The organism is Georgenia sp. Z1491 (genome assembly GCF_057652395.1).
In genome coordinates, this window is sequence record NZ_CM172729.1 from 1,576,780 (window position 1) to 1,590,358 (window position 13,579).

Sequence of the window (13,579 nt, forward strand, 5' to 3'; positions counted from 1 at the left end):
ACGGTCGGCGGACCCGGGGACCCGTCGGCTCGCCGGCCTCCTGCGTCGCCCCGACGTCCTCACGGAGCTCACCCAGATCGCCAAGGGCGTGGTCGCCGCGACCATGGCCTGGTGGTTCTCCGTGCAGGTGCTGGAGTCGGCCCTGCCGTTCCTCGCCCCCTGGACGGCGCTGCTCACCGTGCACGCCACGGTCTTCCGGTCGATGTCGAGCGGCGTGCAGCTCACCCTGTCGTCGGCGATCGGGGTCGGGCTGTCCTTCCTCGTCGGCAGCTACCTCGGGGTGAGTGTCTGGACCTTCGCCCTCGCGATCCTCGTCGGGCTGGCCGTCGCGCGCACGCCGACGATCCGGGACGAGGGGGTCGCGATCGCCACCACGGCCATCTTCGTGCTCGGCAGCGGCTTCGACGACCAGGAGTCGCTTCTGCTCGACCGGATCATGGAGGTGGGCGTCGGCGTCGGCGTCGGGCTCGTCGTCAACCTGCTGATCATCCCGCCGCTGCGGGACAGGCAGGCGTCCCAGCACGTCGACAGCGTCAACCGGCAGATGGGACAGGTTCTCGTCGAGATGGCCGACGAGTTCTCCGAGTCGTGGGACACCGACAAGGCGTCCGACTGGTTCGGTGCCACGGAGTCGATGAGCCGGTCGGTGGAGCGGGCGTGGGGGGCGGTCGGTTACGCGCGCGAGAGCCGTCGCATCAACCTGCGCCTGTACCGCCCGGACCGGCGCAGCCCGGCGAGCCGCGGTCGTGGCCTCGGGTACGAGGACATCCTTCCGCGCCTCGACGAGGGCGTCTCCCACCTGCGGAACCTGGCCCGCACCCTGTACAACGCGACCTACGCGGAGGGTGAGTGGGACGCCCACTTCCGCGAGCGGTGGGTCGGTATCGTCCGGGACTGTGGCCGAGCGGTCGCGGATCCGGACGCCGAGGTCGAGCCGGTCGCCGACCGGCTCGAGATGCTCGCCGGGGAGCTGTCCCGGGACCGGAAGCTGCCCGAGAGCACCTGGCCCGTCTACGGAGCACTCATCACCAGCGTCCGTCACGTGGCGGTCGTCGTCGACGACATCGCGTCCGCGCGCGCGGCGCGAGAGGCGGGGAGCTCGAGTCCCCGGGCGTGATGCCGGGGCGCGTGAGTGGGCCCCGCCGTCGGGCGGCGAGGAGCGTGCGCCGGACGTGCAGACCCCCGCCGTCGTCGTCCCCGGCAGGTGACCGGTATTCACTGGCGCCGGGCGGACGCGCCTGGTGGGCTCGGGACGTGGACATCCGCGTGTCGTCGTACGTCGTGCTCGAGCGCCCCGGCGAGATCCTGCTCTGCCGCGGACGAGAGTCCGCCGGCTCGTACGGCTGGACCATGCCGGGCGGCGGCCTGGATCCCGGCGAGCACCCGGACGACGCCGCCGTGCGTGAGGCCCGCGAGGAGACCGGGTACGAGGTCGAGCTCGGCCGCGTGCTCGGCGTCAGCAGCATCGTCGTGCCCGGTGCCGAACGGCTCGCCGCGGGGCGCGAGGGGATCCCGCTGCAGGGCATCCGCATCGTCTACGCCGCACGCATCGTCGGCGGGACGCTGAGGCACGAGGCTGAGGGGACCACCGACGCCGCGGAGTGGGTCCGCCTGGACCGCGTCGTCGACCTCGACCGCGTGGAGCTGGTCGACGAGGCGCTCGTCCTCGCGGGGCTCTGAGGCCCCTGGTCGAACGCGCCGCGGGCGTCCGTACCGGCCGCAACGGCCTCAGGCGTCGAGCAGCGCGCGCAGGACCTGCAGGACCCCGTCGTCGTCGTTCGAGGGCGCGATGAACCGGGCGGCCTCCTTGACCTCCGGCTCGGCGTTGGCCATGGCGAACGGCAGGCCGACGGACCGCAGCATCGCGAGGTCGTTGTGGTGGTCGCCGAAGGCCGCGCACGCCTCGCGCGGGATGCCGAGCGCGGTGCGCAGGCGGGTGAGCGAGGCCCCCTTCGAGGCTCCGGCCCGCATGACGTCGGCCCAGTGCTCGTGCGAGCGGACGAGATCCGCCTCGAGGTCGAGGGCCTCGATCGCGGGGACGACGGCTTCGACGATCGGTGCCGCGTCCCAGGTGGCGAGCTTGACGACGTCCTCGGGCACCAACGTGAGGTCGTCGACGACCTCCACGGCGGGGTAGAAGTGCCGCACGTGGGCGAGGAAGTCGTCGTCGGTGCGCTCGACGTACGCCCGGGAGGGCGCACCGGCCACGAGACCGGTGTCGCGGCCCTGCGCGGCGAGGTCCCGGACGGTACGCGCGACCTCGGTCACCACCTGGCGGTCGAGGACCTCGGCCCGCATGACGTCCTCCCCGCGCCAGACGACCGCCCCGTTCTCGGACAGGACGGTGATCCGGTCGGCCACGGGCGCCATCGTCTCCAGGATCGCGCCGCGCTGCCGCCCGCTCGCCGCGACCAGGACGATGCCGCGGTCGATCAGCTCGTCGACGACGGGCCACACCTCCTGCGCCACGGACTTGTCCGAGCGCACGAAGGTGCCGTCCATGTCGAGGGCCACGAGCCGCAGGGCCCGGGCCTCCTCGGCGGTCGGGAGGTCGAGGATCGGGGCCGGGAAGGTCTGCTCGAGCACGTGCTCCATCCTCCCAGCCGGCGACCGGTGGTGGCCCCGGGTCGCGGGAGAGTCGCGCCACCCACGCGTCGTGGATGTCGCTCACCGTGGCGGGCACCCCGCGGAGGGGTGCCCGCCCGGACGAGCAGGCCCGTCACAGGGAGCGGGCGAGGCTGCGCCGCATGGCCCACGTGCCGAGCAGCACCGCGAGCAGCGCCATCCCGGCGAGGACCCCGAGCATCGGCAGGATGTCGACGAGCGAGCCGTCGTGCCGCTGGATCTCGGCGAACGCGTCGTACGCCCAGGCGTGCGGCGTCACGTGCGCGACCTGCCGCATCGTGTCCGGGAAGATCTCCAGCGGGGCCATCCCCCCACCGATGCCGGCGAGCACGAGACCGAGTCCCACACCCACCCCGGACGCCGCCCCCTCGTTGTCCAGGAGGGACCCGAGCAGCATCGCGACCCCCGCCGCCACCGCAGCGAACACGGCGAGGACGAGACCCGCCAGGGCGAGGTTGCCCCAGTCGACGCCGAACAGCAGCGCGGTGGCCGCCATGATGTAGACGCCCTGGAACATGGCGATCACCCAGCGGCCCAGCGTGAGCCCGCCCATCATCTGCTGCGTGCGGATCGGCGCCGACAGGGAGCGTGCGACGACACCGTTGCGGCGGGCCTGGATGAGCGTGCCGGAGGCGGCCAGCGAGATGAGGAAGACGAACAGCAGCAGCTGGGAGACGCCGCCCAGGTCGAACTGGCCGAGCCCGGAGAACTCCTGGGCGATCTCGTCGACGTCCGTCACCACGACCTCGGGCGCCCCGCCCGCCTCGCGGGCCGCGGCGAGCTCGTCGTCTGCCTGGGCCGGGTCGGCCCCGGCCGAGACGAGGGCGTCGAGCTGGATGCGGTCCAGGGACAGCGACTCGACGGCGGTGGACACGCGCTGCTGGACGGCGACTGAGTTGCCGGCGGAGCCCGCGACGACCTCGAGCGTGACGGGCTCGCCGTCCGCCCAGGCCGCCTCGGCGTCGTCGGGGACGACCAGGGCGACATCGGTGCGGCCGCGGGCGACGGCGGTGCGGGCCGCCTCGGCCTTGTCGGTGTCGACGGTGAGGTCGTGGTCCTCCAGAACTGTGACGACCTCGTCCTGCAGCTCGCCGCCGTCACCGCTGATCGTCACCCCGCCCTGGGAGCCGGAGCCGCCGAACTGGGAGCCGAGCACGAGCACCAGCAGCAGCGGGAAGACGAAGACGAAGAAGATGTTGGACCGGTCGCGCAGGAAGCGTCGCAGCTCCGTGCCGGCGACCGTCAGGATGGCTCTCACAGCGATGTCCCCCTGTCCGGGACGAGGCGGGAGACCGCGCCCATGACGAGTGCGAACCCGAGCATGATCGCGGCCGGCACGGCGATGTCGCCGATCCCGCCGCCGCCCGAGGTGATCCCGAGGCCGCGGGTGAACGCGCCGATCGGGTTGAGGTCGAGGACCTGGCCGAGGAGTCCGGACGCGGCCATCGGGAAGAATGCGCCGCCGGCCATGCCGAGCACGAGGGCGACGATCGACTGGGCGATGCCGGCCTGCTCGCTCGTCCGGGTGACCCGGGCGATGACGAGCATGACGGCGGTCCCCGCGGCCGCCACGCAGACGATGAGGACGGCCACGGGGAGGGGGTCGCCGAAGTCGACGTCGAAGAGCAGGCTGCCGGCGATCAGCAGGACCGAGGTGGCGACGACGCCGAGGAGGAAGCTCGCGAGCGCCTTGGCGGCGACGATGTGCCAGGTCGGCATCGGCATCGACCGCAGCCGGGCGAGCGTGCCCTGCTCCCGCTCGGTGACCAGCGCGAGCACGCCGAAGCCGACCGTGAACAGGAGGAACAGCCCGGCCTGGCCGGCCACGAGGGTGCCCGAGGCGTCGAGCTGCTCGTCGGCGGTCTCCCCGGCCGCGAGGGCGATGACGGACTCGCCGCGGCCGACCTGCTCGGTGACCGCGCCGATGTCCTCCGGCGCGAGCCCGAGCGAGGTGCCGGCCCCGGCCGCGGTCCCGGCGGCGTGCATCCGGGTGAGCGTGCCCTGGAGGATCGACAGGACGACGTCGCCCTCGATCCCGGCCCCGTCGCCCTCGATGACGCTGACGTCGACCGTGTCCCCGCCGCGCAGCCCGTCGCCGAACCCGTCCGGGACGATGAGTGCGAGCGCCGCGGACCCGTCCTCGGCTCGGGCGCGGGCGTCGTCTGCGGTGGTCTCCTCGACGGTGACGTCGAACCCCTCGATCCCGCTCAGCGTGTCGACGAGCGTGGTGGCCGAGTCGTCCCCCTCGGGGACCGAGGCGGCCACCGTCAGGGGGTCGAGCTCCTCGTCCTGGGCACCGCCGAGGACGAGGTTGAGGACCGCCATGAGCGCCAGCGGCACGACGATCGCGAAGATGATGACGGACTTGTCACGGATGCGTTGACGCAGGTCCGACTGCGTCATGGTCCAGATCGTGCGCATGTCAGTCCCTCAGCGCCTTGCCGGTGAGGTGGAGGAAGACGGACTCCAGGTCGGGCCGGGAGATCTCGACGTCGGACAGGCTCAGCCCGGTCGAGGTCCCACGGTTGACGACGTCGGCGACGGCGGTCGGCGCGTCGTGGACGGTCAGGCGCAGCGTGCGGCGCTCGACGTCGACGTCGACGACGGCGTCCAGCTCGCGCAGGGCGGCCGCCGCGGCCTCGGTGTCCCCCGTGCCGGTCAGCACGATCTGGTCCACGCCGCCGACGAGGCGGGTCAGCTCGTCGCGCGTGCCCTCGGCCTGGATCTTCCCGGCGTCGACGATGGCGATCCGGTCGCAGAGGCGCTCGGCCTCCTCCATGTAGTGGGTCGTGTAGAGCACGGCCATGCCCTCGACCGAGAGCCGCTCGACGGACTCGAGGATGGAGTTGCGCGACTGCGGGTCGACGCCGACCGTCGGCTCGTCGAGGATGAGCAGCTCGGGCCGGTGCAGGAGGCCGATGCCGATGTTGAGGCGCCGCTGCATGCCGCCGGAGTACTTCTTGGTCTGGTCCTTCGCGCGGTCGGCGAGGCCGACCAGGTCGAGCACCTCCTCGACGCGGCCCTTGAGGTCGGCGCCCGCCAGGCCCTGGAGCCGGCCGAAGTACTGGAGGTTCTCGCGCGCGGTGAGCTCGGGGTAGATCGCGAGGGACTGGGGGACGAGGCCGATGTGGCGCTTCGGTCCGACGGCGTGCGGGCCGACCGTCTCGCCGGCGATCGTCACGGTCCCGGAGTCCGCCGGGATGAGGCCGGCGACCATCGAGATCGTCGTCGTCTTGCCCGCACCGTTGGGACCGAGCAGACCGAACGTCTCGCCCCGGCCGATGCGGAAGCTCACCCCGTCGACGGCGGTGAGGTCGCCGAAGCGCCGCACGAGGCCGTCGACGACGAGGACGGTGTCGGTGGGAGCGCCCGCGGCCGGCGGGGTGTGCTCGTCGTGCAGTGTCATGGTGCCTTCCTCCGGTGTCGGGACGCTCACGACACTAGAAGCGGGCGCGCGGCCGGGTCTCCGACATTTGTCATGCCTCCCCGGGTCACGTGTCACGCCCGGCGGCGCGGTCGTCGTCGCGGGTCGTGCCGCCCGGGCACCGGTGAGCCGACCCTCGGCTCCAGGGGCCGATCCGTGTGAGAGGCTCGAACCATGACCGACCGGGCACGTCCGCCCGGCCACACTCCCGTTCGGCGCGTCCTCATCGCGACCTGCTGGTTCGAGCCCGCAGTCAACGGCGTCGTCACCTCGGTCCAGACGCTGCGTGCCGAGCCGGAGGAGCTCGGGTGCGAGGTCCGGGTGCTCGCTCTCTCGAACCGGCTCCGATCCCACCGCGAGGGCGACGTCTACCGCCTCGGATCGGTGGCGGTGAGCGCCCTGTACGACGGCGCGCGGCTCGGCACGCTGGCCAGCGGGCCCACTCGCCGCGCCATCGAGGAGTGGGGGCCCGACGTCATCCACTCGCAGTGCGAGTTCACCACCTTCGTCTGGGCCCGCCGGCTGGCCAGGGCTCTCGCGGTGCCGCTCGTGCACACGTACCACACGATCTACGAGGACTACACCCACTACTTCTCGCCGTCCCGTCCGCTGGGTCGGAAGCTGGCGGCGTCGTTCTCCCGCAGGGTGCTCGCCGGCGTGGACGCCGTCGTGGCCCCGACCGGCAAGGTCGAGTCGATCCTGCGCGGGTACGGGGTGCGGGTGCCGATCCACGTCTGTCCGACCGGGCTGGACCTCACGCACTTCCGACCCGTGCGCACGCGTGCCGACCGTGAGGACGCCGCCACGATCCGGCACCGACTCGGCATACCCCCGGGGATCGTGTGCTGCTCTCGCTGGGCCGCCTGGCGCGGGAGAAGGACATCGACGTGCTCCTCGGCCTTGTCGGGGGGCTCGGGTCCGCGTCGACCACGTTGCTCGTGGTCGGCGACGGCCCGGACCGGCCCCGGCTCGAGGAGCTGGCGCGACGAGCCGGGCCCGCCGGCCGGGTCGTCTTCGCCGGCTCCGTGCCCCGGCGGGAGGCAGTCCGCTACTACCGCCTCTCCGACGTGTTCGTCAGCGTGTCGCGCAGCGAGAGCCAGGGTCTGACCTACAGCGAGGCGCTCGCCTGCGGCCTACCCGTCGTCTGTCGACGTGACCCGTCGCTCGACGGCGTCGTCACCGACGGCGTCAACGGCTGGCAGCTCGACCACCCGGCGGACTTCCGCGCCGCGCTGGACCACCTGGCCGACCCGGCCGTCCACGACCGGGTCAGCACCGGCGCTGCCGGGTGGGCCGTCGAGAACGCCTCCGCAGCCGACTTCGGCCGCAGGCTCCTGGCAATCTACGAGAGCACCGGGGCCAGGGAGCGGCGCGGGGCGTCCACCGGGCCACGCGACCTCGCACGGGTGGGCGGCCGGAGGTCCCCGGCGTTGGTACGAGGTCGGTGCGGCAGGCCCTGACCGCGGCCTGGGCCCCGTCGGGGGACGCGCCGGGCGGGCGGACATGCACCGACCGCGCGCGGGCAGACACAATGTGCCATGTGCCCACCTCCGAGAACCGACGTGCCGCGACGGCCGACGCCGCGGCGCACCGGTCCGCGCCGGAGGGCGTCGCCCCTGACCGTCTACCCCGGGTGGCCGTCATCGCCGACACGCTGAGCGACCTGCGCGAGCTGCGGCTCCCGCTCGACATCCCCGGCGCCGAGGAGGCGCGGGGGCGCCGCCGGCGCGTGCTCACCGAGCTCGAGGTGCGCCTCCTGCCGCGCCTGCGCGAGGACTCCGCGCCGGCGATCGTCGTCCTTGGCGGGTCCTCGGGGGCCGGGAAGTCGACGCTGCTCAACTCCCTGGTCGGTGAGGAGATCTCCCTGGCCGGCGTCCTGCGCCCGACCACACGCACGGCGATCCTCGCCGCCCACACCGACGACGCCCCCGCCCTCGAGGACAACCCGCTCCTCGAGCTCGCGCACCTCGTGCCGACGGACGAGGTGCCGCGCGGTGTCGCCGTGCTCGACGCCCCCGACCTGGACTCCGTCGAGGCGAGGAACCGACAGCTGTCGGCCCGGCTCGTCGAGGCCGCCGACCTGTGGGTGTTCGTCACCACGCCCGTGCGGTACGGCGACGAGCTGCCGTGGTCCGCCCTGGCCGCCGCGCACGCGCGCGGCGTGACCGTCGCCGTCGTGCTCAACCGGGCCGGCGACCGGGTGCGGCGCGACGTGGAGCAGGACCTCACGCGGCGCCTCCAGGCGCTGGGTGCCTCGGACGCGCCGATCTTCGTGGTCCCCGACGTCGGACCGAACCACGGACCGCTCCCGCCCGCCCGGGTCGCGGAGCTGCGCCAGTGGCTCGCCCTGGTCGCGCGCTCGCGCGCCGGGTCGATGCTGCGCCGCCAGACCACCCGCACCACGTGGGCGGCCCTGCGCGAGGACCTCCTGGCGATCGCCGACGCCGCAGACGCCCAGGTCCGCCGCGCCGAGGATCTGACCGGACTGGTCGACGACGCCGTCGCGGGCCCGCTGCAGGGCGTGCGTGCCGACGTCGCGGACCCCGCCCTGGCGCACGGCTCGCCCACCACCCGCTGGCTCGCGCTCGCCTCCACCGGTGGCCCCCTCGCACGTCTCGCGGCCAGGCCGTCACGGCTGCGCGCCGGCCGTTCACGCGTGCGCGAGGAGCGTCGGCGCGCCGCCGTGAGCGTCGGCGCGCAGGTGGACGGTCCCGTGCACGACACGATCCTGCGTCACGTGCGCGTCGCGGACGCCGCGATGACGTCGCGGTGGGAGGACGGTGGCGCCGCCGAGATCCTCGCCGGCGAGCGCGTGCACCGCTCGCGCGGACCGGAGGCGCTCGCCGAGCGTGCCGTCGAGGGGTGGCAGGACGCCGTCGCCGAGGAGGTGGCCGCGGTCCTGCCCGGGACGGTGGCCGCCGAGGCGCTGGGCGCGGACGGCGTCGCGGGCCTCGTGCGGGCCGCGGCCGCCGGTCTCGCCGGGCCCGCCACTGCCCTGCGGGGGTTGTTCCCCGCCGACGGCGAACGGCTCGTGCAGTCCGCCCGCGAGCGGCTCGCGGACCTCGCCCAGGGTGCCGTCCGCGACGTCGCCCGCCCGTACGCCGACGTGCTGAGGGACCTCGCCGTCGATCCCGGCACCGCCGTCCGCCTGCGTGCGGGCGAGCTGAAGGAGTTCACGTGACCGATCCCGCACCGACCGCCACCGACCGGGCGGCCGGACGCCCGGCCGCCGCCGACCGGGCCGCCGAGCCTGTCGGCGGCAGCGGCACCGGCCGCCCCGCGATGCCCGCCGCCTCCGACCGCCCGGTCGCCGACCGGCTCCGCGCCCGCATCACCCGCCTGACCGACGCGCTCGACCGCGCCGGGGACCGCGTCGACCCGGAGGCCGCCGCCGCGGCCCGGGCCCGGTGCGCCGAGCTGCTCGACCGCCTCGAGCTGGGTGTCGACCACGCGGTCGTCGCGCTCGTCGGCGGCACCGGCTCCGGCAAGTCGTCCCTGTTCAACCAGATCGCCACCCTCGAGGTCGCCGAGGTCGGTCCGCTCCGGCCGACCACCGAGGAGCCCACGGCCTGCGTGTGGGGGCCGGACGCGAGCGGGCTGCTCGACTTCCTGCTCGTCGAGCCCGGGCGTCGCGTCACGCGTGAGTCGCTGCTGGACGCGTCCGACGAGGAGCTCCTCCACGGCCTGGTCCTCCTCGACCTGCCCGACCACGACTCCCGCTCCGAGTCCAACCAGAAGATCGTGGAGCGGATGCTGCCGCTCGTCGACGTCCTCGTGTGGGTGGTCGACCCGCAGAAGTACGCCGACCACGTGCTGCACGACAACTACCTCACGCACCTGCGGGGCCGCGAGGAGCACATGCTCGTCGTCGTCAACCAGATCGACAACCTGCGCGAGCAGGACGTCGACGTCGTGGTGCGGGACGTGAGCCAGGTCCTCGCCGACGACGGGCTCGGCGGGGTCGAGATCCTCACCGCGTCCGCGCTGACGGGGGAGGGGGTCGCCGACGTACGCGAGTTCCTCGCCCGCGCCCTCGTGCGCCCCACGACGTCCTCGGCCACGCTCGACGCAGGTATCGACCGGCTCGCCGCGCAGCTCGGCGACCAGGTGGCCGCCAGGTCCGTCGCGCTGCCCGCAGACGACGCCGTCGGCGCGCACCTGTCCCGAGCCGTGGGCACCGAGGCCGCTGCCGACTCCGTGCGCACCGCCGTTCGGTCGGGCGGTGCCGCCGCCCGGCCCGAACCGGTGCGACCGGTCGCGGTCGAGGACGTGCGCACCGACTGGCTCGCCGAGGTCACCGGCGGGCTGCCCGGGCGATGGTCGAGCGCCGTCGACGACTCCGTGACCGCAGCGCCGGACCTGGCCCGCTCGGTCGACACGGCCGTCGCCGAGGTGCCTCTGCCGGCCACCGACGTGCCGCGGGCACGCGGACTGCAGATCGGTGGGGCGGTCGCGCTGGCCCTCGCGGTCGTCGTCGTCGTCCTCGGTCTCGTGCTCGACCTGCCCACGATCGCGTGGATCGTCGTGGCGGTCGTCCTCGCAGGCGTCGGCGCGTACCTGCTGCTGTCGGCTCCGCGCGTGCGAGCGGCCGCCGCGCAGGAACGGGCCGACGAGTACTCCCGCGAGCTCGAGACCCGGCTGCGCGCGGTCGGGCGCTCGGGCCTGCGCGAGCCCGCGGAGCAGGTGCTCGAGGACCACGAGGCGTTGCGCGCGGCCCTGGGCTGACCTGGTCCGACCGTGATCTGACCCGGTTCGACGCGACGCTCCGACCCGAGCTCGCGGCCCCGCGGCGCCCTGGTCGGAGTCCCACAGGTAGCCACGCCGGCGTCCCCCCACCGGTAGCCACGCCGGCGTCCCCACAGGGCCGCTCGGCGGCAGTCCATCCACAACCCGCACCAGCTCCGGTGCGGCGCCGGGGCGCCTCGCGCCACGGTGGGCGCGAGTCGGCACGGCGCCGGCAGCGAAGGAGCACGCCATGTCCAACGAGATCAACGTGACGGTCCGCGGTAACGCCGCCGCCGACGCCACGCTCCGCCACACCGAGTCCGGTTCGCCCTGGGTGACGTTCCGGCTCGGCTCGACGCGACGGAAGTTCGACCAGGCCACGGGCTCCTGGGTGGACGCCGAGACCCAGTGGTTCAACGTCAAGGTCTTCGGACGAATGGCGCCGCACATCGGTGCCTCCGTCAAGAAGGGCACCCCCGTCCTCGTCCGCGGCCACCTGCTCACCGAGATGTGGGTGGACAAGGACGGTGCCGAGCGCACCTCGCTCGTCATCAACGGCGACTCCGTGGCGCTCGAGATGTCCCGCGGGGTGACCACCTACATGAAGGTCGACAACGGCTCGCGCGACCAGGCCGGCGGAGCGGCCGGCGACGCGCCCGCCGGTGAGGTGACGTCCGGCGGCCCGGGCAGCTGGTCCGTCGTCGAGCACACGACGACGGATGCCGAGAGCTCCACCGCCGGCGACGTCGCGGATGGCGTCGACGACGAGGGGGTGGCCGACGTCGAGGAGGTCGGTCCGCAGCTCGAGCACGCCTACTCCTGACATCGGGAGGCGTCCGGCCCGGCGGGGGAGCTGGGCCGGACGTCGCCATGACGCCGCCCCGGGCGATGCCGGGCGTCGTGCCGTGATGCTGCCGGCGCCCGGCCCCCGTCGCTCGGTGCCCGTCGCTCGGTGCCCGTCGCCCGGGTGGTTCGTGTCCCCGGGCACGTGCGGTGCGGGGCCGCGGCCCCGCCCGGCTCGCCTACGCTGGGGGACAGCGCTCCGGCAGATCCGGCCGGGCACACCCACCACCCGATCGAGAGGGAGATACGTGGCCGAGTACATCTACTCCATGGTCCGGGCCCGCAAGGCCCACGGGGACAAGGTCATCCTCGACGACGTGACGATGTCGTTCTACCCGGGCGCCAAGATCGGCATGGTCGGTCCGAACGGCGCGGGGAAGTCCACGATCCTCAAGATCATGGCCGGCCTCGACCAGCCGTCGAACGGCGACGCGGTCCTCACGCCCGGCCACACCGTCGGCATCCTGCTGCAGGAGCCGCCGCTGAACGAGGAGAAGACGGTCCTCGGCAACGTCCAGGAAGGCGTCGGCGAGATCCTGTCCAAGGTCGAGCGGTTCAACGAGATCGGCAACGAGATGGCCGAGCCCGACGCCGACTTCGACGCCCTGATGGAGGAGATGGGCAAGCTCCAGACGGAGATCGACGCGGCGAACGCCTGGGACATCGACGCCCAGCTCGCCCAGGCGATGGACGCCCTGCGCTGCCCGCCGCCGGACGCTCCCGTGACCAACCTCTCTGGCGGTGAGCGGCGTCGAGTCGCGCTGTGCAAGCTCCTCCTCGAGCAGCCCGACCTGCTCCTGCTGGACGAGCCCACGAACCACCTCGACGCGGAGTCCGTGCTCTGGCTCGAGCAGCACCTGTCGAAGTACCCCGGCGCCGTCATCGCCGTCACGCACGACCGGTACTTCCTCGATCACGTGGCTGAGTGGATCGCCGAGGTCGACCGCGGCCGCCTGTACCCCTACGAGGGCAACTACTCCACCTACCTGGAGAAGAAGCAGCAGCGCCTCGAGGTCCAGGGCAAGAAGGACGCGAAGATGGCCAAGCGCCTGGCCGACGAGCTCGAGTGGGTGCGCTCCAACGCCAAGGGCCGGCAGGCCAAGTCCAAGGCCCGTCTCGCCCGGTACGAGGAGATGGCGGCCGAGGCCGAGCGCACGAGGAAGCTCGACTTCGAGGAGATCCAGATCCCGCCCGGGCCGCGCCTGGGCAACGTCGTCATCGAGGCGGACGACCTGCACAAGGGGTTCGGCGACCGCGTCCTCATCGACGGGCTGTCCTTCAGCCTGCCGCGCAACGGCATCGTCGGCGTCATCGGCCCCAACGGCGTCGGCAAGACCACGCTGTTCAAGACGATCGTCGGGCTGGAGCCGTTGGACTCCGGAGACCTGACGATCGGCGAGACCGTGAAGATCAGCTACGTCGACCAGTCGCGTGGCGGTATCGACCCGGACAAGAGCCTGTGGGAGGTCGTCTCCGACGGGATGGACTACATCCAGGTCGGCAACGTCGAGATGCCCTCGCGCGCCTACGTCTCGGCGTTCGGGTTCAAGGGACCGGACCAGCAGAAGCGGGCCGGCGTGCTCTCGGGCGGTGAGCGCAACCGCCTCAACCTCGCGCTCACCCTCAAGCAGGGCGGCAACCTCCTCCTGCTCGACGAGCCGACGAACGACCTCGACGTCGAGACCCTCGGCTCGCTGGAGAATGCCCTGCTGGAGTTCCCGGGCTGCGCGGTCGTCGTCACGCACGACCGGTGGTTCCTCGACCGCGTGGCGACCCACATCCTCGCGTGGGAGGGCACGGAGGAGAACCCGGCGAGCTGGTACTGGTTCGAGGGCAACTTCGAGTCCTACGAGGCCAACAAGATCCAGCGTCTGGGCCCCGAGGCGGCTCGTCCCCACTCGGTCACCTACCGCAAGCTCACGCGCGACTGACGCGCGACCGGCGATTACCCGGCCGGGCACC

General features: G+C 73.4%; 11 protein-coding genes and 1 pseudogene. 8 read left to right on the plus strand and 4 right to left on the minus strand.

Annotation, left to right across the window (positions count from 1 at the left end):
* Positions 1-88: 88 nt before the first annotated feature.
* Both AC24HA_RS07440 and AC24HA_RS07445 read left to right on the plus strand, forming a co-directional pair.
* Positions 89-1,117 (plus strand): FUSC family protein, encoded by a 1,029-nt coding sequence (locus AC24HA_RS07440; RefSeq protein WP_487563591.1) that lies wholly within the window; start codon positions 89-91, stop codon positions 1,115-1,117.
* A 137-nt stretch (positions 1,118-1,254) separates the two neighbouring features.
* Positions 1,255-1,680: an NUDIX hydrolase gene (locus AC24HA_RS07445; protein ID WP_425708543.1), complete on the plus strand. Its 426-nt coding sequence runs from the start codon at positions 1,255-1,257 to the stop codon at positions 1,678-1,680.
* A gap of 48 nt (positions 1,681-1,728) precedes the next feature.
* Here AC24HA_RS07445 and AC24HA_RS07450 read toward each other — a convergent pair whose 3' ends face one another.
* The 4 genes from AC24HA_RS07450 to AC24HA_RS07465 form a co-directional block, all read right to left on the minus strand.
* Positions 1,729-2,586, minus strand: coding sequence for an HAD family hydrolase (locus tag AC24HA_RS07450; RefSeq protein WP_425708542.1), 858 nt, complete (start codon positions 2,584-2,586; stop codon positions 1,729-1,731).
* 133 nt (positions 2,587-2,719) lie between these two features.
* Positions 2,720-3,883 carry an ABC transporter permease gene (locus AC24HA_RS07455; protein WP_425708541.1) on the minus strand — a complete coding sequence of 388 codons (1,164 nt, stop codon included), beginning with the start codon at positions 3,881-3,883 and terminating at the stop codon, positions 2,720-2,722.
* Positions 3,880-5,028: an ABC transporter permease gene (locus AC24HA_RS07460; RefSeq protein ID WP_425708540.1), complete on the minus strand. Its 1,149-nt coding sequence runs from the start codon at positions 5,026-5,028 to the stop codon at positions 3,880-3,882. Before AC24HA_RS07460 ends, AC24HA_RS07455 begins: the two co-directional genes overlap by 4 nt.
* A 19-nt stretch (positions 5,029-5,047) precedes the next feature.
* Positions 5,048-6,031 (minus strand): ABC transporter ATP-binding protein, encoded by a 984-nt coding sequence (locus AC24HA_RS07465; protein ID WP_425708539.1) that lies wholly within the window; start codon positions 6,029-6,031, stop codon positions 5,048-5,050.
* Between the two features lie 192 nt (positions 6,032-6,223).
* Here AC24HA_RS07465 and AC24HA_RS07470 point away from each other — a divergent pair.
* The 6 genes and pseudogenes from AC24HA_RS07470 to ettA form a co-directional block, all read left to right on the plus strand.
* A pseudogene (locus AC24HA_RS07470) lies at positions 6,224-6,748 on the plus strand (glycosyltransferase); the annotation flags it as partial.
* Positions 6,749-6,891: 143 nt separating this feature from the next.
* Positions 6,892-7,509 carry a glycosyltransferase gene (locus AC24HA_RS07475; RefSeq protein WP_425708538.1) on the plus strand — a complete coding sequence of 206 codons (618 nt, stop codon included), beginning with the start codon at positions 6,892-6,894 and terminating at the stop codon, positions 7,507-7,509.
* An 80-nt stretch (positions 7,510-7,589) separates the two neighbouring features.
* The gene (locus AC24HA_RS07480; protein ID WP_425708537.1) at positions 7,590-9,230 is read left to right on the plus strand and encodes a GTPase domain-containing protein; all 1,641 of its coding nucleotides are present in this window, start codon (positions 7,590-7,592) and stop codon (positions 9,228-9,230) included.
* Entirely contained in the window at positions 9,227-10,774 is a 1,548-nt protein-coding gene (locus AC24HA_RS07485) for a GTPase (protein WP_425708536.1), read from the plus strand. The genes AC24HA_RS07480 and AC24HA_RS07485 overlap by 4 nt, the downstream gene beginning before the upstream one ends.
* 250 nt (positions 10,775-11,024) lie before the next feature.
* Positions 11,025-11,597: a single-stranded DNA-binding protein gene (locus AC24HA_RS07490; RefSeq protein ID WP_425708535.1), complete on the plus strand. Its 573-nt coding sequence runs from the start codon at positions 11,025-11,027 to the stop codon at positions 11,595-11,597.
* Positions 11,598-11,865: 268 nt separating this feature from the next.
* Positions 11,866-13,548 carry an energy-dependent translational throttle protein EttA gene (gene ettA, locus AC24HA_RS07495; RefSeq protein WP_425708534.1) on the plus strand — a complete coding sequence of 561 codons (1,683 nt, stop codon included), beginning with the start codon at positions 11,866-11,868 and terminating at the stop codon, positions 13,546-13,548.
* Positions 13,549-13,579 lie beyond the last annotated feature (31 nt).